Source organism: Bradyrhizobium sp. USDA 3240 (genome assembly GCF_054063295.1).
The window spans coordinates 1-20,587 of sequence record NZ_JBSSGD010000004.1; the positions used below are offsets into that span (position 1 = coordinate 1).

Annotated in this window: 15 protein-coding genes and 4 pseudogenes; 6 read left to right on the top strand and 13 right to left on the bottom strand. The window is 60.9% G+C overall.

Annotated features, from left to right (window positions below):
- The coding region (locus ACVIGA_RS43760; protein ID WP_456671100.1) for an AMP-binding protein at nt 1–2,613 on the bottom strand (2,613 nt) is incomplete at its 3' end.
- A gap of 207 nt (nt 2,614–2,820) precedes the next feature.
- Complete coding sequence (locus ACVIGA_RS43765) at nt 2,821–3,030, bottom strand: hypothetical protein (protein WP_166106928.1); 210 nt, start codon at nt 3,028–3,030, stop codon at nt 2,821–2,823.
- Between the two features lie 207 nt (nt 3,031–3,237).
- Here ACVIGA_RS43765 and ACVIGA_RS43770 point away from each other — a divergent pair.
- Nucleotides 3,238–3,395: pseudogene (locus ACVIGA_RS43770) on the top strand (IS481 family transposase); the annotation flags it as partial.
- 6 nt (nt 3,396–3,401) lie between these two features.
- Nucleotides 3,402–3,619, top strand: a pseudogene (locus ACVIGA_RS43775) (transposase); the annotation flags it as partial.
- A gap of 357 nt (nt 3,620–3,976) precedes the next feature.
- On the opposite strand, the pseudogene ACVIGA_RS43780 reads toward ACVIGA_RS43775, so the two are convergent.
- Nucleotides 3,977–4,288: pseudogene (locus tag ACVIGA_RS43780) on the bottom strand (integrase core domain-containing protein); the annotation flags it as partial.
- Nucleotides 4,289–4,430: 142 nt separating this feature from the next.
- Between ACVIGA_RS43780 and ACVIGA_RS43785 the strand changes: the two are divergent.
- Nucleotides 4,431–4,829 (top strand): annotated as a pseudogene (locus ACVIGA_RS43785) (IS110 family transposase); the annotation flags it as partial.
- A gap of 353 nt (nt 4,830–5,182) precedes the next feature.
- Here ACVIGA_RS43785 and ACVIGA_RS43790 read toward each other — a convergent pair.
- From ACVIGA_RS43790 to ACVIGA_RS43805, 4 genes are all read right to left on the bottom strand, one after another.
- The gene (locus ACVIGA_RS43790; protein WP_456667040.1) at nt 5,183–6,211 is read right to left on the bottom strand and encodes an IS110 family RNA-guided transposase; all 1,029 of its coding nucleotides are present in this window, start codon (nt 6,209–6,211) and stop codon (nt 5,183–5,185) included.
- A 160-nt stretch (nt 6,212–6,371) separates the two neighbouring features.
- Nucleotides 6,372–7,916, bottom strand: a complete 1,545-nt coding sequence (locus ACVIGA_RS43795; protein WP_456671101.1) for a transposase — start codon at nt 7,914–7,916, stop codon at nt 6,372–6,374.
- Entirely contained in the window at nt 7,846–9,924 is a 2,079-nt protein-coding gene (locus ACVIGA_RS43800) for a hypothetical protein (RefSeq protein WP_456671102.1), read from the bottom strand. The genes ACVIGA_RS43795 and ACVIGA_RS43800 overlap by 71 nt, the downstream gene beginning before the upstream one ends.
- Before the next feature lie 16 nt (nt 9,925–9,940).
- Nucleotides 9,941–11,443: an alkaline phosphatase family protein gene (locus ACVIGA_RS43805; protein WP_456671103.1), complete on the bottom strand. Its 1,503-nt coding sequence runs from the start codon at nt 11,441–11,443 to the stop codon at nt 9,941–9,943.
- 834 nt (nt 11,444–12,277) lie between these two features.
- On the opposite strand from ACVIGA_RS43805, the gene ACVIGA_RS43810 reads away from it, so the two are divergent.
- Nucleotides 12,278–12,691 carry a 6-pyruvoyl trahydropterin synthase family protein gene (locus ACVIGA_RS43810; protein ID WP_166218067.1) on the top strand — a complete coding sequence of 138 codons (414 nt, stop codon included), beginning with the start codon at nt 12,278–12,280 and terminating at the stop codon, nt 12,689–12,691.
- A 36-nt stretch (nt 12,692–12,727) separates the two neighbouring features.
- Here ACVIGA_RS43810 and ACVIGA_RS43815 read toward each other — a convergent pair whose 3' ends face one another.
- The 3 genes from ACVIGA_RS43815 to ACVIGA_RS43825 form a co-directional block, all read right to left on the bottom strand.
- Nucleotides 12,728–13,105, bottom strand: coding sequence for a hypothetical protein (locus ACVIGA_RS43815; protein ID WP_166218064.1), 378 nt, complete (start codon nt 13,103–13,105; stop codon nt 12,728–12,730).
- Nucleotides 13,106–13,572: 467 nt separating this feature from the next.
- Nucleotides 13,573–15,132, bottom strand: coding sequence for a DNA topoisomerase (locus ACVIGA_RS43820; protein ID WP_456671136.1), 1,560 nt, complete (start codon nt 15,130–15,132; stop codon nt 13,573–13,575).
- 224 nt (nt 15,133–15,356) lie between these two features.
- The gene (locus ACVIGA_RS43825) at nt 15,357–16,709 is read right to left on the bottom strand and encodes an IS1380 family transposase (RefSeq protein WP_456671104.1); all 1,353 of its coding nucleotides are present in this window, start codon (nt 16,707–16,709) and stop codon (nt 15,357–15,359) included.
- 1,514 nt (nt 16,710–18,223) lie between these two features.
- On the opposite strand from ACVIGA_RS43825, the gene ACVIGA_RS43830 reads away from it, so the two are divergent.
- The gene (locus tag ACVIGA_RS43830) at nt 18,224–18,382 is read left to right on the top strand and encodes a hypothetical protein (RefSeq protein ID WP_166107226.1); all 159 of its coding nucleotides are present in this window, start codon (nt 18,224–18,226) and stop codon (nt 18,380–18,382) included.
- Nucleotides 18,383–18,408: 26 nt separating this feature from the next.
- Here the strand turns inward: ACVIGA_RS43830 and ACVIGA_RS43835 are convergent, their stop codons facing one another.
- Nucleotides 18,409–18,654: a hypothetical protein gene (locus ACVIGA_RS43835; RefSeq protein ID WP_166107227.1), complete on the bottom strand. Its 246-nt coding sequence runs from the start codon at nt 18,652–18,654 to the stop codon at nt 18,409–18,411.
- A 23-nt stretch (nt 18,655–18,677) separates the two neighbouring features.
- A complete protein-coding gene (locus ACVIGA_RS43840) occupies nt 18,678–18,899 on the bottom strand; it encodes a hypothetical protein (RefSeq protein ID WP_166107228.1) in 222 nt (73 codons plus the stop codon).
- A 474-nt stretch (nt 18,900–19,373) separates the two neighbouring features.
- Between ACVIGA_RS43840 and ACVIGA_RS43845 the strand changes: the two genes are divergently transcribed.
- Complete coding sequence (locus ACVIGA_RS43845; protein WP_224497273.1) at nt 19,374–19,640, top strand: hypothetical protein; 267 nt, start codon at nt 19,374–19,376, stop codon at nt 19,638–19,640.
- A gap of 276 nt (nt 19,641–19,916) precedes the next feature.
- Here the strand turns inward: ACVIGA_RS43845 and ACVIGA_RS43850 are convergent, their stop codons facing one another.
- A complete protein-coding gene (locus ACVIGA_RS43850) occupies nt 19,917–20,582 on the bottom strand; it encodes a helix-turn-helix domain-containing protein (RefSeq protein WP_176535494.1) in 666 nt (221 codons plus the stop codon).
- Nucleotides 20,583–20,587: the final 5 nt, after the last annotated feature.

Here is a 20,587-nt window from a genome sequence, read left to right on the forward strand (position 1 = left end):
ACCGACATGTGGCACAGCGTTGTCGCTGAAGAGCCGTCCTGAGGTCGCCACGACCGTAGCTTCAGTAGGCCCATAGTTGTTGATTAGCTTCAGAGGCGACAGAGGCCCAGGCACACGCTGAAGACGATCCCCGCCAACAAGCAAGTACTCCAATCTGGAATTGATGAGCTTATCGTCCAGCGCGAGTGTAGCCAGTGGCGTGCTCAAGAAGGCAACGTCCAGCGATTGATCTCGCCACCATTGCAGCAGATGTAAGGAATCTGCAGCTGCCGCTCTGGGCGGCAGCTGCAATGTGCTGCGGTTACATAACGCAGACCATAGCTCCCAAGTGCTGGCATCGAATGCCACTCCAGCCGCGAGTGCGCAGCAGGCCTCTGGTTGCGGACAAAACGTTTGCACATGCCATGTGACAAGATTGACCAATCCCCGATGCTCGACCATGACGCCCTTTGGTGTGCCGGTTGAGCCGGAGGTGTAGATGACATAGGCGAGATGGCGTGAGGTGAGGCCGAGCGCGCGCGGGTCCGGATCGGTGGCCGGCAGCTCCGCCCAGGCCGGCGTCGCCGTCTCCAGATCCAGCACCGTCACGCCGGTGAGCCCGTCGCCGCCCAGCGCGGCGCGTCCGGCCGCATCGGCCAGCAGCAGCGGCGGCGCCGCATCCTCGAGCACCTGGCGCAGCCGCGCGCTGGGATAGGCCGGGTCCAGCGGCAGATAGGCCCCTCCCGCCTTGAGGATCGCCAAGACCCCCACCACCATCGCCGGGCTGCGCTCCAGGCAGATCGCCACCGGCAGGTCCGGCTTGACCCCGAAGGCGATCAGATGATGCGCCAGGCGGTTGGCCCGCGCATTGAGCTCGCCATAGCTCAACCGCTCGTCCGCGCAGACCACCGCCACCGCCTCCGGCGCCTTTTGCACCTGCTGCTCGAACAGTTCGTGGATGCACCGCTGCGACGGATAGGCCGCCGCCGTCCGGTTCAGCTCCTCCAGCAGATAGCTGCGTTCAGCCGCCGGCAGAATGTCGATGCGGCCGACCGGCCGCCCCGCATCGGCCATCACGCCATGCAACAAAGTTTGCAAATGCTGCGTCATGCGGTCGATCTGCTTCGGCGCTAATCGACTGGCATCAAAATGCCAGCGGAAGCTCCCATCCAAAGCGCAAACCTCAAAGGTCAGCAAATCGCCGCATAGGCCAGCTCCGTGGCTCGTCATCAGATCGCCAGCGCCGGAACAGCTCTGTGTCATGATTCTGATGCCAACCGGCCAGGGCTGGTGCGACCGTAGAGCCTCCACACCTCGCAATGTCGGGCAGCGCGCGACAATATCCCGGGCAAAGCTAGCGTGCGCCCTCAGCTGGGCGCATTCGGCCGCTACGGTTTTGCGCACGTCTTCAAAGTCATGTGCAAGATCAATGGTCACTTCCATCGGAACGACAGAGGCGATCAACACCTCGATCGCTTTCGAGCCGGTTCGCCATCCATCCGGTTCACGCATCCATCCCAGTTGAAGCTCTGTTTCCCCGGTGATGCGGGCGAAATAGATAAGCCAAGCCGTTACCAAGGATTCCGAGCGATCGAGTGGGGACAGTTTAGCCAAAGCACTTGGACTGAACCACGAACTCGACTGCCATTGGTGCGGCGCCGTAGCTAGGAACGACGACACGAAAGGAGGATGCAATACTCTAAACTGCCCGAGCCGCTGTCGCCAAAAATCCTCCCAAGGCGCCAGCAACTCATGGGTGGCAGTTATGCTCCGTGCCTCCTCATCGCTCAAGATCGGAAGGCGACCACCTTCTTCCAGATTGGAGTGCCTAGCGAGGGCGCGCGCGTCCAACACCTGACCATCGGAGTTGCCAAAGCAAACATCAACATCCTGCGTACCCGTGGCCACACGCCAATGGCTGGAGTGGACTTCAAGCAGAGAACCTGCCGGAACGCCCGATTGTTGAGGCAACACCTCCACGCGCCTGACTGTGACAGCCTCATCGCCTACGAGCGCCTTGGGCAGACACAATGGATTGGGATGATATGGCCCAAAGCCTAGGGCCCGCGTCATCGCCGACAACTCTTGCGCGGATTGATCCCATCGCAGACAGCCTGCCGCATCTGGGCGTCGACGTCTCGGAAAGTAGCTCCGGCCCACCAGCGCCTGCGGGTAGGCAGTAAGCTTCCCGTTTTCGAGGCCAGTTAAGAGCTCGCGGAAGCCCTCAATCGCGGCTTCATAGCATTTAAGGTTCAGGGTCAGTGCCGTATCGGTGGGCGCAATCAGCACTTGGCGCTGAACCACGACGTCGCCGGTATCAACACCATCATCGATCCGATGCCACGTGATGGCATATTCGGTCTCTTGCGCCAGCAGCGCCCAAGACGTCGCGTGCGTTCCCGCGTATCGTGGCAATGGTCCGTCGTGGTAATTGAAAGCACCTCGATGCACTCGCCCAAACACGTCCGGTGGCAGTATGAACGGATTGGCAACGGAGAAAATCCAATCCATCGGCTCAGCCTTCAAAAAAGAAGAGAGCTCTTCAACGCTTGCTACAGACGGGATGTTCGAGCGAACGGCCCAATCGCGGAATACGCCGCCGGCACACAACGCCGCACCAATGACGTGGCCCATCTCAATTGCCAGCTGCGCGCATCTGATAGCGAGCGTACCACTGCCGACAATGACGGTAGGGGAGATCGATCGCGCTTCAGGTGGCCTGTTCTGATCGCCTGGTTGGCAGGCGCTCCCGCGCGCCGGAGATGCCCGATATGTCATCTTCACCGCTCCTGCAGTCCATCCATCAGCTGGGCATTCCCACCAGTCGCGCCACGTAGTGACTCAAACCAGCCACATTGGTTCGAATTTGCTCGGGATAACCGCGCCCACAGTCGCTTGCGCAGTATGGGGGAGGTATTGGCGGTGCCGAAATTCTTGCCCGCCGCGCAGATCTTCCACGTCGCGGGCAGACCCCGCGCCTTCAGATATCGTCTCCGGCAGAATCGCAGCTCCCACCTTAACCTGGTCTGAGTTTCCGGTGAGCGAGATCATCGGACGACTTCTCCTCAGTCAATGCGCCTTTATAGAGGAGACTGGGCATGTATCGTGCCAAAGGAGAAATCGTTCTCTGTCAGTATGCTAGCCCTAGCTGTTTAGTCCCACGCTTTGATGGTGCATTTTTGTCGCACGATTCGAAGGATGCGCTATGGATAAGTTTTACACGGCTGCGCCAGTACGACGGAGGCAGTCCGTCGAGCAATACAAATAGTCAAGAGAACCTGAGAGGTCTCGCCAAGCGCTACGGGATCAATCAGAAGACTGTCGCGAAGTGGAAGCAGCGCGAGACCGTCGCCGATCGTTCGACAGGCCCCAAGGAAGTCAAGTCGACTGTCCTTTCCATCGAGGAAGAGGCGATCGCCGAAATCGTCAATCGCGGCGCGAAGCCAGTTATTCCAAACAAATCCAACAGGGTAACCCTCCACAGCTTCAGCAAACGCGTCTACAAAGGGCGCAACGTTATCGAGCGCTGTTTCTGTCGGGTCAAGGATTTCAGGCGTGTCGCAACTCGCTACGACAAACTTGCAAGAAATTTCTTGGCTGCCGTCCACCTTGCCGCCATGTCGCTTATTGGATCAATTGAGTCTGACCCCTAACACTGCTATGTCACTTATCCGACCTCGCCGGATATCGTACACAATCGGCACAAGGCTTCTGAAAGCTCGCCTGATGTGTTCCGGGCAAAGAAAAGCGGAGCCTGGAACGTCAAAGTGATTTTTCCGGCCCGGCCCCACCGCCTTGTCGGGTGCGACTCTCCTGAAAGAGCTATGCGGGTCGCCGTTGCGCCCGCTCTCGGCAACCGCAACTGCATGGCGACATGAGAGGCCCGACCGGCTCCATTGGATTGGTCTCCAGTGGGACAGCGACAAGGCACTGCCAGAGCCGCGGTCCGAGCTGAGGTTGAACCGCCCCGGGATTGCCGGAGGCCATTTGGTTTAAGTTATGCCGCCATGGCGGGTTGTTCCAGCATAGCGTAGTAGCGTTGTTCGGCTTCGGCCGGCGGGACGTTGCCGATGGGCTCCAGGAGCCTTCGGTTGTTGAACCAATCGACCCATTCCAGGGTTGCGAACTCGACGGCCTCGAAGCTTCGCCACGGTCCGCGCCGATGGATCACCTCGGCCTTGTAGAGACCGTTGATGGTTTCGGCGAGAGCATTGTCGTAGGAATCTCCGACACTGCCGACAGAAGGCTCAATGCCAGCTTCAGCCAGGCGCTCGGTGTACTTGATAGAGACGTACTGGCTACCCCTGTCAAGGGCGGCGGAAAAGCTGGCCACGTGGTCGGCGCAAAAGTAGGCCAGATGCACCGCGCGCATGGGAGCGCCTGGAGAAGCTATGGGGGGCGGCGAGGCTGAGGCACTATCGGCGCTGGACCACCAAAGATGGATGTAGATCATGCCCGCAGTCGATGATTTGAGTCGTTCCCTCACCGCGCTGAATCAACATAGCACGTTGATGACGGTTATCGAAATGAGCAAGTCAAGTTGGCTCGTCGCCGGGATGGTGCCTGGTATTGAGCGGCATCCCATGAAGAAGCTCGATCCCGATCCGGTGGCGTTACTCAACCTGGTCAGTCGCTGGCGCTGCGAAGCGGAGAGGAAACAGCGGCGGATCGACCGGGTCGCGGTCGCCTTCGAGGCAGGCCGCGACGGCTTCTGGCTAGCGCGATGGCTGCAAGAGCGCGGCATCGAGGCGTATGTGATCCATTCGACGAGCGTTGCGGTCACGCGCGAGCACCGGCGGGCGAAGACCGACCGGCTGGATACGGCGATGCTGATGCGAGTCTTTCTCGGTTTGTCATTCGGCCCTTTAATTGCGGTTTGTTGTCAAGCTTACATTTCTGAACTCGCCTCTCGGTGGTAGCGCTCGCGCCGTCGCAGCTGGTCAGGGTTGCGGAGACGGCGCGAGCGCGGCTGATAAGTACTTTGCCGGCCAGTATTTGATCGCCCGGACTGATGTCTTCGCTGGGGTCATGGTCCTTTCCGAGGTCGCGCAGCGCCTCATGATGATGTCCGGGTCGGACGCCTCAACGTTTGCAGCGGAGTACGGTCGAGCCGTCACCAGCCGAATGAACGAGGTCGCCTCAACACCGTCCCAGCGGGACATCGCCAGTCCGGCAGACCGGACCAGGAACTTGCGAGCAAATATCAGACTGGCTGCGGCTGCCCCCAGTCGAAGGAAGTGCCATCGACCCAGATGCAGTGAAGGATGACTGCGATCTTTCGGGCGATAGCGACCTTTGCTTTCCTCATGCCGATCCGCTTGGCGAGCTTCATGCCCCAGGCCTTGAGGGACGACCATTTCTTAGTCCGATAAAGAAGTACGGTAGCGGCCTCAAACAAGTAGGTTCGGAGGAGCCGGTCGCCCCATCGAGATATCTTGCCATTGATGTCAGTTTCGCCGGATTGGTTGCGCCGAGGTGTAAGGCCGAGGTAGGCACCGACTGTCAACGCCGATCGGAAGCGCGAGGGGTCATCGATCGTGTGGCGGAACGTTAGGGCCGTCACGACGCCGACACCTGGGACCGTCATCAGGCGACGCGTCGTCTCGTCCAGCTTTGCCAACCGGCGGACCTCGTTGTCGAACTTACCCTGTTGTTGACAGACATTCTCATGGATCGAGAGCAGCGGCGATATCACGCCGAAGAGTGGATGATTATTGCCCAATAGCTCGCTGACCTGGTTGCGGAACGGCTGGCCGATTGCGCGTGGGAACAGCAAGCCATATTCTTTGATCATACTCCGGACCTGGTTCTCGATGTCTCGGCGCATCGACACGAGCCGGGATCTCGCGACGAGTATCGCGCGGATCTTTTGACTTTCCTCGCTCTTGACCTTGACCTCCCGATACCAGCCAACCCGCACCAGTTCAGCAAGCCCCCGCGCATCATTCTGATCGCTCTTGTTCATGCGTACGGATAAAGCCGCGTGGGCATGCCGCGCGTCGATGCAAACCACCGGCAGATTGACCCTACGAAGTTCGTGCCATAGCCAGCTCGCCATCGCCCCAGTCTCAAATCCGATGCGCTCCGCTTGTGGCGCCCGCTTACGAAGCAATGCTGCGAGTGCCCCTGGATCGGACTTTGCCTTTCCTTCGAACAAGACCTGCCCCACTTCGTCGACCACACATACTGAAGTTTCCTTTTGCGAGACATCCAGCCCAACATATTGCTTCATGGCCCCTCCGATTCGTGAGATTGCGGGAAGGCCTGAAGATAGCGGACCTTCTTGAGCCGCGGGCGCCGACCGCAATTACGTCATCGTCTGCAATATTGACCCCCTAAGCCGGGGGATCGGCGTCCAAAATTGACGAGGCGTATTGCCGCATCTGCGAACGTTACCCTGATGGCGCCATTGCCGATGACGATCCGATGTCGATTGATCGGCCGCGCCAGGTGACTTTCCCGGCTTGCTCGACGAGCGGGGCTGTGGGCGGGTCGGGCCCTAAATAGCCCGAGCCGTCCACAACCCCGGGCAATGGGGCAGCGGTCGTGGCGTCGCCGAACGGACCCTGGGCGACCAACTGTTCGGCAGCCCTCCGTCTGAGCGCCCTCAGCAGACGCTGCACAATCGAATGCTGTCTCTTCCCGAACTCCTCGGGGTATTTCTCGCTCAGCCGGCCGACAATTGCGAGCGCCGTCAGCTGCGGCTGCTCTGCGAGCCAACCTTCGATCGCAGCAATATGCGGGTCGAGCTTGGACGGCATGCGAACTCTGGTCTTATAGGGCCGACGAGTTCGCCGGTGCGTGGCACGCGGCTTGCCGACCGTCACCGTCTTGCCGAGCGTCTTCGCGAACGTCGCCGCGGTCACTGGCAGGGTGCTAGTGTGAGCGGGTTGCAGGCCGCGCGCCTGTCCGGCACGACGATCGACGCGATTGCCGAGTTCCTCTTGGGTTACGCGAATCTCCGCCAACAGCGCGACCGGATCGAGCGAGCGATACTGATCGCGTAGCCGTTTCTTCACGGCCGCGGTCACCTTGGGATGCGCCAATGCACGCTCATAGGGCGTCGACGGGGGATGATAGCGCTTGATCACTTTAGCCCCTTCGCGACGCTTCTCCTTCAGCTTGAACGACGGCTGGAAGAAGTTGACGTAGAGCCGTGCCGCCGCATAGAGGCGGCCCATCACACGCACCGTCTCGACGCCATCGAAGCGGCCATAGCCCATGAGGCGGCGGACGACGGCACCATTCTTCTGTTCGACGAACGCCTGATCGTTCTTCTTGTAGGCGCGCGAGCGAGTGACTTCGAGCTTCTGTTCGCGACACCATGGCACGACGACATCGTTCATGAAGGCGCTGTCGTTGTCGAAGTCCACGCCGCGCAACAGCCAGGGGAACAGGCTCTGTGCGCTGTTGATCGCCTCGACGACCAGCGAACCTTCCCGCGTCAGCAACGGCAGGCACTCCGTCCAGCCGGTGGCGACATCGACCATCGTCAGGGTTTGGATGAACGAGCCAGCCACCGACGTGCCGCCATGGGCGACCATGTCGACCTCGCAGAAGCCGGGCACCGGGCTGTTCCAGTCATTGAACGTGCGGATCGGGACCTCGCGCCGGATTGCCGAATAGAATCCGGCACGGCGCCGCCTGCCGCCGCTCGCCACGAGCTTCAGATCGACGAGCAGGCGGTCAATGGTAGCGGCACTGATCGCCAGAACACGATCACGGTCCGCCTGCCCAAGCTGCAATCGGCCATGTTGCTCGAGAGCTGGCAGCAAGGTCGGGATCATCACCTTGAGCCGCTTGCCGCACACCCGATCCGACGCCTCCCACAGCGCCGTCATCGCGTCCTTGACCGTCGCGCCATATCTACGCTTGCGCTCTCGCGGCGCCTCGACCTTGCGCGGCCCAACCGTCGCGCGTGGCCGAAGTGCACGCACCGCATGCTTGCGATGCCAGCCTGTCGTCGCGCATAGCGCGTCGAGGATGCGTCCCTTCTCCGCCCGTCCGGCCGATCGGTAACGCTCCATCACCGCCGACACCACTTCGCGCCGCGCGCCCATGCTGATCTTTCCCGCCATAGAGGCCACCGAACCGATTCGGTGGCGCCGACCCAGTCATCGGCGAGAAGTTGTCCAGTAACATTCTGGATGAGGCAATGCGCGAGGGGTCAAATTTGCAGGCCGATTGACATGCTGGTGTCGCAAGACGCCAGAAGGCGCTGCACTTGGTCAGAGTTTGCCGCCGTTTTGCGCGCGTTGCGCCTATCTTGAACCACTCGTGATCTTTGTCCGGCTTTTCGATCGCAAGGACGATCAGGCGCTCCTCGCCGGGCAGCAGCGGTTTGCACTCTTCGACGGAGGGCAATGGCAAAGGATGCTCGTTGACGCCACCGGCGTGCAACATGTGATCGCCGCCGAAAGCCGGGTCGGGCCCTGGTGCGCGCGCGTCTCCCTTAACCGCACGCGCGGGCGGTGCGGCCGTGTTTGGCGACGCGGACGGAGTCCATGCGGACACCCGCAGCGGCTCCAAGGCCTTTGTCACCGAAGGAACGCCGGCCGTCACGTGATGGGGAACAACCCGTGGCCTCGCCGTCGGGATCGCAGCCGGAGCGGCTTCGAATGTCACGCTCGCAAGCTCGACCGCCGGCCAGGCGTCGCCACCCGTGTAATAGCCGTACGTCTTCAACACCGCTTCCAGCGGCTTGCCGCTGTCGAACAGGCCTTCGCTGGCGACGCGATCGATGGCCACCTCGATGCGAGAGCTTGGCATCATAAGCACACGTTCGACGAGAATGGCGGAATCTGCGCCTTCCTGGGCTGCAGCAATGCCGTCGCGCGCTAGGAGTTGCATGCGTAGCGGACGGCCGCTGTCTTTGGCCACAAGCGCGAGATCGTAGGTCATGTCGGCGCTGGTATTGGCGATCCGCCAAATCTCGCGCTCGCCCGACTTGACTGTGATGTGCGGGTAAACTTGGCCGTTTACGGTGAAGAGCCAGCCCTTGTCGTCGGCGAAGCAGGTGCCGCGCACCGTCGTTCCGGCGCCGCAAAGCCCGGCATCGTGGTCTCCGACCGGCAGGAAGCTGGCTTTGAGGGTCGCCGGATCGCCTCCCGAGACCGAACCGATCTGGTGATCCTTCAGCATCAGGAAGCGTTCGGTTGGCTGAGCGCCGCTTGTTACGCGCGCGCCACCGCTGGCGCTGCCGGTTGCGCCCTGGACGAAGATGAGCCCGGAGAGGCCAGCGCCGACCTGCGTGCGCGCATTCATGTGGACGTGCGGGTGATACCAAAACAGGCCTTCTGGATGATCCGACGGCAAAGCGATCCGGTAATTCATTTCTGAGGTTGTGTTGCCGTAGTAGGCGCCGTGAGCCGCGCAGTTCTTGGCGCTCGGCGAGGTCGTGCTCTCACCCTCCGGAATCGTGCAAACGTAAACGGTGTCGCCGACCGGCTCGAGGGCCTTTGCGCCCTTGGTGTCGAGGTCTGGCGTAACAAGAAGCCCGTGCGTGTGAAGGTTCGTGGAGCCTGTTTCGCCGGCGCTTAAGTGGTTGACCAGCTTGATCTCGAGCGTGCTGCCGGGGTTCACCCGCCAGACTTCGGGAGCGAGAGCATCATTGTAGAGCATCAAGCCATCGACCGAAATCCGGCGGGCTTCAGAGCCGGGAAAGGTGACGCCGTCGGGCAGATCGAAGCTGACAGAGCCGGCGTCACCAGGTGATTTGTTCAGATCGATCTGCTTTGCCGTCAGCGTGACTGCCAGTTTCTTGTGGTCGGCGGAAGCGCTGCAATTGCCGGAGGCGCCGACGCGATCACCCGCGATCGCCGAGCATGGCCGGGACGCGACCATGTCAATAAGTTCGGCGGCGCTTACGGGCCCCGGGTTGGCCATGAGACCAATCAAGATTGAAAGACTGCCGGTGCTAATAAGGAGTTTCGTGTTTGCCCGCATGTTTGACCTCCTTTCATTAGGTTGCGTTCTTTTTCGTGCTCCGCTTCCTGGGCTTTCGGCGCAACAGCCGAAAACGGGCTTGCTCATCGGCTTTCTCGGCTTCGGCTTTCGAGTTGACCTCGTCCAGGTACCGCTGGGCGTCTTCCCGCGTTTGGATGGACTGGACCTTCGCAAGGATCGCCTGCACCTCGGAGGGCGGCGAGAGCTCCTGATCGAGTCGCGCCGCCGCAAGGAGGACGCCTGGCAGATTGCCGCTGTTGACCGTATCGGTCGGCCGCGGCATGAGCTGCCGAACTCTGGGCGCCTCGAGGGGAACGGGTGTTGGCAATCGTTTCGGGCAGTCGCGCGGCTGTGTCAGCGACAGCAAAGGAAGCACCGTATTGGCTGCTGCGTCTCGTGCCGTCAGCGGCTTGATGCCGAATGCAGCCTCGACGGTCGCCGGGATCGTGGCGTGGTCATAAAGCCTTCCATCGACGACATTTGGCGGGATCAGCGGCGACACCACCACTGCTGGGACGCGAACGCCATACTGAGCGAAAGTGAAACCGAATTGATTGTATTTGGAGCCTGGCTGCGTATCGCCGGGCGGGACTGCCCGCGGCGGAATAACGTGGTCGTAGAATCCGCCGTGCTCGTCCCAGGTGATAATGAGGAGGGCGGTGGCCCAATGGGGCGAATTTCGAATTGCTTCGTAAGTTGACTTGATCAGCGCTTCGCCAGCAGTCACTCCGTCGAGAGGATGCTGGGAGTTGCCGCCTTTGTATGTGCCGCCAGGAACGTCGCCGTAATTTGGTTCGATCCAGGTATAGAGCCAAGGGTAATTTGCGTTGGCTACATCATTGGCGAACGAAGCGTAAGGCGTGACATTCGCATGGTGGATGTTCTTGAGCGCGGTCGCCATCGGCAGATTGTCGCCAGCATAGATGCGCCATCCCGAACCGAACTTCGCCCCGAGGGCATCGAAGATCGAGCCATGGGGCAGCTGAAACCCGGAGACGGTCTCCCACGTAAACAGTTCCCACGACGTCGGACTGTGGTCGAGTCCGCCGGACGAAGCGCCGCAGGCAAAGAATCGGTTTGGGAACGTAGGGCCTGGAATTGAGGCAAACCAGCTATCGCAAACAGCGAAGGTCGAGGCGAGTTTTGTCAAGACTGGCAGTTGATCCGGCGAGAAGCATTTCATGATGGCGCCCGCGTTGCTTCTAACATGCGCGGCGTAGTCGGCGACGAACCCGCTGTTGTTGATCGGCGGATAGCTGCCGCTTGGCGGGTAAGTTGCCGTCGGTCCACAGAGCTGCTCGACCGTATCCGTGAACTCGTGGCCGGGATCGGCAGCCATCGCCGAATCGGCTGGGTGGCTGACCGGGTAGGTTCGTCCTTGATATTGGTTGGCTTCCGACCCGGTAAGTCCGTTGACCGAACGTCGCCGGCCGGTGACAGCGTCCGTTCCGACAATGCCCGAGAAGCCGAGCATGTGATCGAACGAGCGATTTTCGAGCATGAGTACGAAAATGTGCAAAGAGGAGGACTCACTTCGGCTCTCCGTGGCGGCCTTAAAATCGTCTTTGCTCGCGTGCGCTCTGCAGCCTTCTCGCGATCAGCTTGCGTGCGTGCACAACTTTTGATGTTAATAATGGGTCTGCTCGCTCAACACGATCCGGCAAGTGGCGTTTGGTGTCAATGGGCGCGCCGAAACATTCGGGGCAAGGGACGCTCACGCGAAGCTGACACGAGTGACTGCTAGACGCTGTTCAGCAGCGTCTGGTCCGTGCGTCCAGAGCGACGACGGGTAGTGGACGTTGTCCCGGTGCAACGGGAAGGCAACGACGAGATTGTGCTAAAGGTGAGGATGATCGACACTTGAACTTTCGATTGTCGTTGCTCCGTCGCGACCCTCTGTCCGGCACGCAAGCTCTCGTCCCAGACGGACTCCGCTTTTGCTGCCCAAGTCCGAAAACACACTTTCGCAGCTCGAAACGGACCTGAATTGACGTCCCGGCCGCATGGATTGGGGTTAAACGCAGGTGGTCACAAAATTCGGCCGGGCTTATTAGGAATTCTTCCTTCTTCGGCGGTTTTTTAGCGCAATCGGGGCATCGGGGGAGGAGTCCTACTGTCTACGCCGTCACGACTGCTGGGCATCCGCGCACCGTGTCGTGCGCGCGGTCTTGCGCTCTTCCTTTGCAGCCTTCGCTTGCGCGACCGCCGCATTAGTCCGGCGATGCCTTTTGTGAGGTGCGGCCGGTTCGCATGGGCCTTACCGCAAATGAGATACGGAGTTGGCTATCGCCTATTGCCTGAGTAATTTGCTCTGGAGAGTGATTCTTCAGGCGCACAAGCTTATGGGGATACCATGAACAAGCACTTTTCTTCCCAGCGCATTGTTTCTGAGAGGCGCTCGCGGAGTGACGGCGATGATGTCGTTCTCACAACGCGGATTGGGCGCACCTATAGGTTCGAATCCGCTCATCGCCTTCCCAATCTACCCGATGGCCACAAGTGCAAGAATCTACACGGACACAACTACCGCATGGAAGTCGTGATGCAGGGAGGGTTGGACGGTAGGGGCTTCGTGAAGGACTTCGCTGAGATGGATGCCGAGGTGGGGCCGTTGATTAAACTGGTCGATCATCGACTTCTCAACGATGTCGAAGGACTGGAGAACCCGACCGCCGAGATCATTGCCAGTTGGTTCTTTGAGCGCATTCCTGATTGCGAGAGCGTGCGGATTTATGAGAACGACGATTGTTGGGCGGAGGTTAGCTGATTGAGTTTGGGCCGGTCCGAGACGACTGGATCGCCTTTAACGACCCAACGCCTTCTCCAGCGTGATGTTGATCTCCGGCAATACGTAGCCGCGATGGTCGACCCGCTCGACCGCGAGGATGGACTTTGGGACAATTGGTGCCCGTACCAGGAATGCCGAGGAGAACCGAGTCTGATAACGGCCGCCGATCACAAGCTCGTTGGCGGCATGTGCCGCGATGACCTCGTCGTCCTGCCGGGCTAGGTCAAAGCACCCGATCCGTCCCTGGGTATCAGTGGCCGGGAGTGACCAGGCGCGATCAGCATAACGAAGGATTGCCGGGCCAAATAGTCTCCCAAGTACGCCTCGGCTTGCATCAGGATTTCCGAGCTGAAAGACGGTCGCGAGGAAATCTCGCCCGTCGATGACACACATTCCGCGTGTTGTAACGAATGTCCAATGCGACCGCGAGGATGACGCCGGTGCAGCCGACCTACGTTCCGCCGCCACGTATCCCGGTGCCGGCGCCGACCTATGTGCCGCCGCGCATTCCGACGCCGCCGATCGTGACTCCTGCGCCGCGCGCTCCGATTGATCTTCGCCCGATCAATCGCCCGTCGGCACCGGATGTCGTGCACCTGCCGCCCCAGCCCGTGCCTGCGCCGGCGCCTCGCTCCAGCCGGCTCACCGGCCCCACCGGTGAGCCGCCCAAATGGACGTCCTTTTTGCTGTCCAATCCCATCCAAACCTCCGTTCCAAGCCGGAGGCTTCTTCGCACATTCATTCTAACTCTGAAGCCAGGGTATCGGCTTCGCGCTTACGTTTGTTCTGTCGCGGGTGCCATTGTTGGGATGATTTGTTTGAGAGTTTGAAGCGCTTTGGTGGTCTGGACGCCAAGTTGGCTACGCTGCAACCAGTTTGGGGATGCGGATCAGGTTGTAGGCGATCAGATTGACCTTGGCTTCCTTCAGGCGTTGCCGAAGGGGCTCGTCGTCGACGAAGCGCCAAGCATTTTGCATCGCATCGATGAGGGTGCCTTCGTTGTAACGCGGCGGCGGCCGAGTTTCCTTGTCGTCAATTTTGGAATTCTGCAGTTGTGCGGTCTCACCTTGGCGCAGCTCCGGAAGCAATTGTGCTTCATCGCCATTTTCGTCGACGGGCTGCCAGTCCGGGAATGCTGCGTGCCAACCGAGATCGATGCTCTGGCGGCCGGAGGCGCGGAGCTCGAAGCCATGGACGTCGAGAGTTGCGTTTGTCTGCCGATAGCGGAAGTCGAGCATCAGCGCTGCCAGATAGGCCCGCGCGACGAGGTCGAACAGTTTCTTCTTATCGGATGACAGACGAAGCCAGACCTCGCGCAGCTTATCGATCGTGTTGACATTGGGAATGACGGCGTGATGGCTCGCGCCCTCCAGTCCCTTATCGTAGAAACTGCCGCTTGCACCTTTGCGGATCATCGGAGGCTCTGGCATGGGGATTGCGCTGAACGCTTGGCCTACCTGCAGTCCGGTCACGATCTTCGGAACGTCCGCTATCAAGCTCTGCGGCAGGTAGCGTACCTCCGCGCGCGGATAGGTGATGATCTTCTTGCTCTGACCGTCATAGAGTTCCTGCGCCACCTCGAGCGTCTTGCTGGCCGGCCAGCCGAAGCGAGAGCCGCACAGTTTCTGTAGTGACGGCAAATCGTGCAGCTTGGGTGGCCCATGCCGCTTTTCTTCGACGCGCACCGCAAGCGCGCCCTCGAAGCCCTGAGCTGCATTAACGATATCCTGGGCGACCTCGCGCCGGACAATCCGCTCCTGCGGAGCGTGGCGCATCTGGAATTGCCCTCCGGCAACCTTCGCGGTCGCGACAACCTCAAAATAGGAGAGCGGCACGAAGTTTCGGATTTCCAGTTCGCGCGTGCAGACAATCGCCAAGGTCGGCGTCTTCACGCGACCAACCCCGATCACGCGCCGAGCACCTTGCCCCAGGATGACGGTCGCGGTGCGCGTGAGCGACAGGTTGTAGATCTGGTCCGCCTGCCGTCGGGCGACGGCCGCGGCGTAAAGCCTGGCATATTCGGCATTGGATTTTGCCCGCACGAACGCGTCGCGGATGGTCTGCGCGTCCTGCGCAGTGAATAGCACCCGGAGCACCCGGCCGCGGTAATTGTAATGCTCGAGAATTTCCTGACCGATGAGCTGGCCTTCGCGGTCGCAGTCGGTGGCGAGCCAAACCTGCTGGGCGGTGCGTAGGGCCTCTCGGATGGCTTTGAGCTTGGCGGCCTTGTTGCCGCCCTTTGCCGGGCGAGTCCCATAAAGACCCTCCGGCCGCAGGAGAATCGGCGACCAGCGTTTCCATTCCGGCGCCACATCTTCCGGTTCGAGCAGGTCGAACAAATGACCCTCGGCCGGCAGAACATCACCGTAGCGCGACCCAACGGCTTCTCCAAGGAGGAGTGCGCCAACTATCTCAAAAATTCAGGGTACGTTTCCGTATAAACACATCATGCTCTAGCTGTACCGCCATTTCCGCTAGCCCGTCCTATTCGTGAGAGTGCGTTTTTTTAGTCCGATTGATGTGGCCGCACATCTGCTCTGACGAGGCGCGCGGGATTGCCTTCGGCTTTCACCGCCTGACGACCGGTACTTTGCAACGCGCTTGAGGGATGGGTTGGGCGAACGGGGGGCGGACGCCCCGCCGGTCAAGGACCGAGCGGCAGCAGCGCGCCTGGCAAGCCGCGGATCAGGTCGGCTTCGGGACATGCCGCGGCAAACGCAAGGCGAATGCGGCTCGTGGTCTCGACGACACGGGCAGCGAGTTTCAAGAGACGAAGACGCAGCGTCGCGAACTCGGCTGTGGCCAATTCCCGGGCTTTGGGAATCGCGTCGCGCACGGTCAGCATCAGCCAATAAGCGGCGGTGTCGAGAACGAGGCGGACTTGATTGGCGAGCGCCGAACGGCAGCTGGTGCGATCGGAGGCGAGCTGTGTCTTATGCAGCTTGATCAGATTCTCGGCTTGGCCGCGCGCGCAATACAGGCTGTCGTAGATCCACTCGGCCGAGCCGACATCGAGGCTGGTGACGACGAAACGGATGTCGAGGCCGAGCATCGTCGCCTCAATACGGGCGACGGTACGTCGTTCGCGATCCCAGGACTTTGCCTTGTGGCGCGTCTCGGTATAGCCACGCAGAACCGGCAGGTTCTCGATGGCGCGTCGCGTGCGGATGCCGTCGGCGGCCTCGTCGACTTTTCTGGCGAGCGGCTTGGTGCCGGACAGACCGAAGATGTAGTCGATGCCGTTGGTCTCGCACCACGCCATTGCCTCCGGTGCCTCCGGCCGGGCATAGTGCCCGTCGCCACGGAACGTAATTCGCGTGTTGTGCCACCGCGTCCGGATATGCCGTATCAGGCGGCGCAGATGGGCACGCACCTCGACGCCGCCCGGCGTCTTGCCGGGCCGCAGCACGACCGCCACGGGCCGGCTCTTCTCCGTGTCGTAGACGTGGATCGGCAGGAAGCAGCGTTCGTCATAATGAGCGTTGAACAGCGAGAGCTGCTGATGGCCGTGGACGACATCGAAGGTATCATCGATGTCAAGCGTGACGGATGCCGGCTCGCGCGGGTAGCTATCCATCCATGCGTCGACCAAAGTGTAGGTCAGTCGGATCACGTCGCGCAGGCGCGGAGCATTCTCCAGCCGCGACAGCGTCGGTTGGGAACACAGATCGCGACCCGTGTCCGGCAGCCGTCCGCAGGCCAGCTTGAATGCGGGATCGGACCGCAGATGATCGAGGTCGTCGGCGTCCTCGTAGCCGCAGCAGATCGCGAACATGCGCGCGCGGAACATATCGACAAGGCTGTGCACGACCCGCGTCGGATCGCGCCGATCCGGGAACACGCGGGCCAAATTGTCGGCCAAGCCGAGACGCCGCTCGGCCATCGCCAGAAGCATCACGTCCCCGTTCGAGGTCAGCCGACCGCCATCGAAGGCAGCTGTGACTTTCTTGGCGTGAACGGCTGGAAACGAGAAGGGCAGAATCATATCGTCGGTCATGGCGGGCGTGGCGTTCGCGGTTGAGGTGATGGGGTTGGCTTCGCAACCGAATCCTACGCCGCATCAGCGCTTTACACCACGCTCGCCAGCCTCTCAGGCGCCCTCTGACGAATAAGACGGGCTAGCTCCTTTAGGTCGACGACTGTCATTTCTTTGCCTCAACCGATTCTCAACCGGCCGGCGGAACGTCGCCTAATCACTGCTTCTCTGCAGGGGCGCTGAGGCCACTAGGCGGTGCAGGCGGGGGTGATGGCGGTGGTGGAGTTTCCGCGGCGGGTGCCGCAGCAATGCAGTCGCCCGCCCAGATCTTGGTGCCCCTGACCGTGCCGACCAGTTTGCAACCCATTGGCGCTTGCGGCCTGATCTGAACGGGCGGCCTTTTAGCCGCCTTCGGGGGAGCGGCTTGTGCAAATGCGCCGGTCGTAAAGAGCAGCGCGATAAGTCCGATTAGCGGTTTCATGGGTAGGCCCGTTCTAGGGCGTCTTCCATGATATTTTCCCCACTGCTTCAAACATCGGCTTTCAAGCTTAATGCAACCCAAGGGCGCGCGAAAGCCGCCCCGGGAGGGGCTTTTGGCTGGGCTGGCGGGGAGATCCAGTGCCATGCCGACAAAAGTCGCTAACCCCAATGGCTAATGGCGCGAAGCTGCGTTTTGATACAACCTGACGATGCTGCCTATTCCGCGTGGGCGGCGCCGAGTGGAAGCATCCCTGGCTTCTTTACCTGAAGAAGCCAGGGAATCGCTGAGGCACCCTTGTGGCTTGAGCGCGATCAAGAAAGCGACGCGATTAAGTTGCTGCGGCGCATCCGCCATTTTCCGGCATCGATCGGCGGGGCACAGGTCGTAGCTCCGCCTCATTCTTTCGCTGACATGGTCAGTAAGTCAGCGCGGGACACAGGCGCGCGGGCGACTGCGCCCGGAGTGAAGCGCTTGCACCGCCAGCCGCGATCGCGCTCCTCCGGGCTGCGCTTCGCGTTGCAACCGCCGCTTTTCGCTACGGTTCTCCGTTGAATAGCTCAATACGCGGCGTAGCGTAGGGAAGCGCCACACTGGCCCGCCGCCCAGCGAGGCGTTGCCCCGGCTCGGCCGCCCACGGCCCCCAGCCAGCCGGGCTGGGGCAGCCGGCTCCATCGACTACGAAGATTAGGACGGTGCCAAAGCAGCTCAAAAACCTGCGCGTAGCCCGCCAGCAATATGATGGTGGATACCGATCTCAGCGCAGCGCAAACGGCTGAAATACTCCTCGGGCTGATTAGTGCAGCTCAGCGCTCAGGAGAGCGAGATCCGGATGCTGCAGCGGGCCGGCGTCCCGACGGCATCCGCTGAACTGCTGCTCGTCCGGATGCGAGCCAAGGTCGATAATCTCTGTCGGGAGCGGGATGCCCTCAAAAAGGCTGCCACTGGGCAAGCTACCCACCCGATCGAGATCCAGCGGACCTGAGAGCTGGTTCACACTCGCCGAAGCTGCCCTCGGCTATCCTCGTCACGCCGCTTACTCTCGAGGAGACCGACGATGATCGCATTCGCCAAAGTGCTGTTGCGTTCCGCGAGCGTGGACGTCGGCGGCTCCGATGGGCTCAAGACCATCATGATCTTTTGCGGCGCAGGCCTTTTGCTCTCCCTTCTTGCGGCGATGACCTATGGCCTGAACCTCGCTGCAGACTTTTTCTGAAGGTCTGGCCGCCGCGCTGCACATCCCTATCCTTCCTTCAGCACCGCCTTGACCTCACCTGCCGACCAGCTTTCGCCCTCGGCGATCGCCCGCACCTTTGCGTCTCCGCCGACCAGCAGGTGAGAACTGAGATCATCGTCAGCCGGCATGACGACGATTTCCGTCTCGGGCTTCCAGTTCAGCGTCAGATCGAGGTCGCCGGGAAATATCTTCCAGCGCGAGCCATCGTCGAGCTCGACGATGTGGCTCTCGGAATGAGATCTGATCTTCACGGCGCAGCCCAGGTGCTCGCGCGCTACTTCTGGCCCGAGGGAGCCTGAGCGTTCGAGTTGTTCGGGTTCTGCTTGTTGGCTTCGTGATATCCGACGACGCATCCCGCCGCCGCGCCGAGCTTGCCATGGCCGGCCATGTGGCCAGCGACACCGCCGACGATGGCGCCCTTAATGCATCCCTTGGCTTCCGCCGGCGACGCGAAGGCGAGTGCGGTCAGGCAGGCTATTGCCAATATCGTCTTCATGGTTCCTCTCCGAATTTATGCCTCTTCGGGAGATCAAGTCGCCTGACGGAGGGCCGTTCCGCTCTGGACGGCGGATGGTCGCCGAAAATCGTGAACATGCCGGCGAGGGCGCGACGAATTGCGCGGCTTTGCGCCACCCCGTGCACTGCGGACACGGTATTGTACGACCTTACCGAGCCTATCGGATCGCATTCCCTGAAAGATATGCTTCAGGACGCATCGGATCTGGCCGCGATGGCCGAGGCTTTGAGCCAGTCGGCCGACTACCGAGTGTTGCGGCGCCTGATACCGCGGGCCGCGTCCCAGCCGACCATCGGGCAGGTTGCAAGACCAGCGTCCTAGTGGACACCGAGACGACCGGCCTCGATCACGCCAGAGACGAGATGATCGAGTTCGGGATGCTCAAGTTCGACTATACGCCGGACGGGCGGATCGTCGGCGTCCGCGACACCTTCTCCGCCTTCCACGAGCCGAGTGGTTCTATTTTCGGCGGACGTTACGGCACTCACGGGCATCACCGCCGAGATGGTGGCCGGTCACAGATTCGACGATGCGGCCACCGCGACCTTCGTAGACGATGCAGTCATCGTCATAGCGCACAATAGCGGGTTCGACAGGAAGTTCGCCGAGCGCTACTGGCCGGTGTTCGAGCACAAGGCCTGGGGCTGCAGCATGAGTGAGATTGGCTGGCGCAAACACGGCTGCGCGGGTGCTCAACTCACTCCGCGGCAGGCAACGTAGGCAGAGCTACCTGGGTTAAACTTTGGCGGTCCTTGCATTTGTATTTATGGCCAGACTTTGATCGGGAACCGACAGTATATTGCGCCTCGATAAAAGCTTCTCGTCGACATCCAGTAGGCGAGGCAGGTCCGAACCCGGTCGAGCTCGTTGCAGCCGACGAGTCTGCGCCGGAAAGAGCGCGCCAAAAACATACGCTTCAGCAGGACATCGACGGACGAATTGGCGTGACCGTACAAAGTCAGCTCGCAGCACTTGAACGTTGCCGTGCTCGCACGATCAGGCGTCGAGCTGCACAAGCGCTTCCCGATCCAGCAAAACGAGTTGACGCTGGGTTTGTCCATCGAACCTTAGCATCTTATCATCACGCAAGATCGAAAACGCGCGCGACACGGTTTCGAGGGTCAATCCAAGATAGTCGGCGATGTCGCGGCGATTCATCGGCAAGCTCATGACGTTCGGATGAGCAAGCCGCTCGTCCATTTCCAGAAGGAATGCGGCTAACTTCTCGAGCGCCGTCTTTCGTCCTAGCAGAAGCATGTGGTTCTCGGCGTGCTGAAGATTGCGCGTGACGAGGTTGAGAAGGCTTGCCTGGCCCGGCTCCCGCTGCGCAATCGTATCGAGCAGGCTGCTTCGGCTCGTGATGCGAACCTTGGCCTGAGTCACTGCTTCGGCGGTGAAGCGGTGAATTATCCCATTCTCAAGCCCGAACATATCATCCGCGAGATGGAACGAGTTGATTTGCCGGCGGCCATCGCAGAGCATCTTGTAGGTCCGGATTGTACCAGAGACGATCTGGTAGACGTACTCGGCCTCCTCTCCCTCCCCAAATACTTCCATCCCTCTGCGATAGGTAAATTCGCTACAGATGATCTGCTGGCCGGCAAGGGCCGCCAATTGCCCATCAACCGCAGGGCGGCTCACTGTGGTAGTCCTGATCAACATCGCAG

Bases quoted from the DNA above. Each gene is read 5' to 3' on its own strand.
- ACVIGA_RS43765 (WP_166106928.1), bottom strand. From the start codon at position 3,030: ATGATCTCGCTCACCGGAAACTCAGACCAGGTTAAGGTGGGAGCTGCG.
- ACVIGA_RS43790 (WP_456667040.1), bottom strand. From the start codon at position 6,211: ATGAAGCAATATGTTGGGCTGGATGTCTCGCAAAAGGAAACTTCAGTA.
- ACVIGA_RS43800 (WP_456671102.1), bottom strand. From the start codon at position 9,924: ATGCGGGCAAACACGAAACTCCTTATTAGCACCGGCAGTCTTTCAATC.
- ACVIGA_RS43810 (WP_166218067.1), top strand. From the start codon at position 12,278: ATGAACAAGCACTTTTCTTCCCAGCGCATTGTTTCTGAGAGGCGCTCG.
- ACVIGA_RS43815 (WP_166218064.1), bottom strand. From the start codon at position 13,105: ATGTGTGTCATCGACGGGCGAGATTTCCTCGCGACCGTCTTTCAGCTC.
- ACVIGA_RS43825 (WP_456671104.1), bottom strand. From the start codon at position 16,709: ATGACCGACGATATGATTCTGCCCTTCTCGTTTCCAGCCGTTCACGCC.
- ACVIGA_RS43830 (WP_166107226.1), top strand. From the start codon at position 18,224: ATGATCGCATTCGCCAAAGTGCTGTTGCGTTCCGCGAGCGTGGACGTC.
- ACVIGA_RS43840 (WP_166107228.1), bottom strand. From the start codon at position 18,899: ATGAAGACGATATTGGCAATAGCCTGCCTGACCGCACTCGCCTTCGCG.
- ACVIGA_RS43850 (WP_176535494.1), bottom strand. From the start codon at position 20,582: ATGTTGATCAGGACTACCACAGTGAGCCGCCCTGCGGTTGATGGGCAA.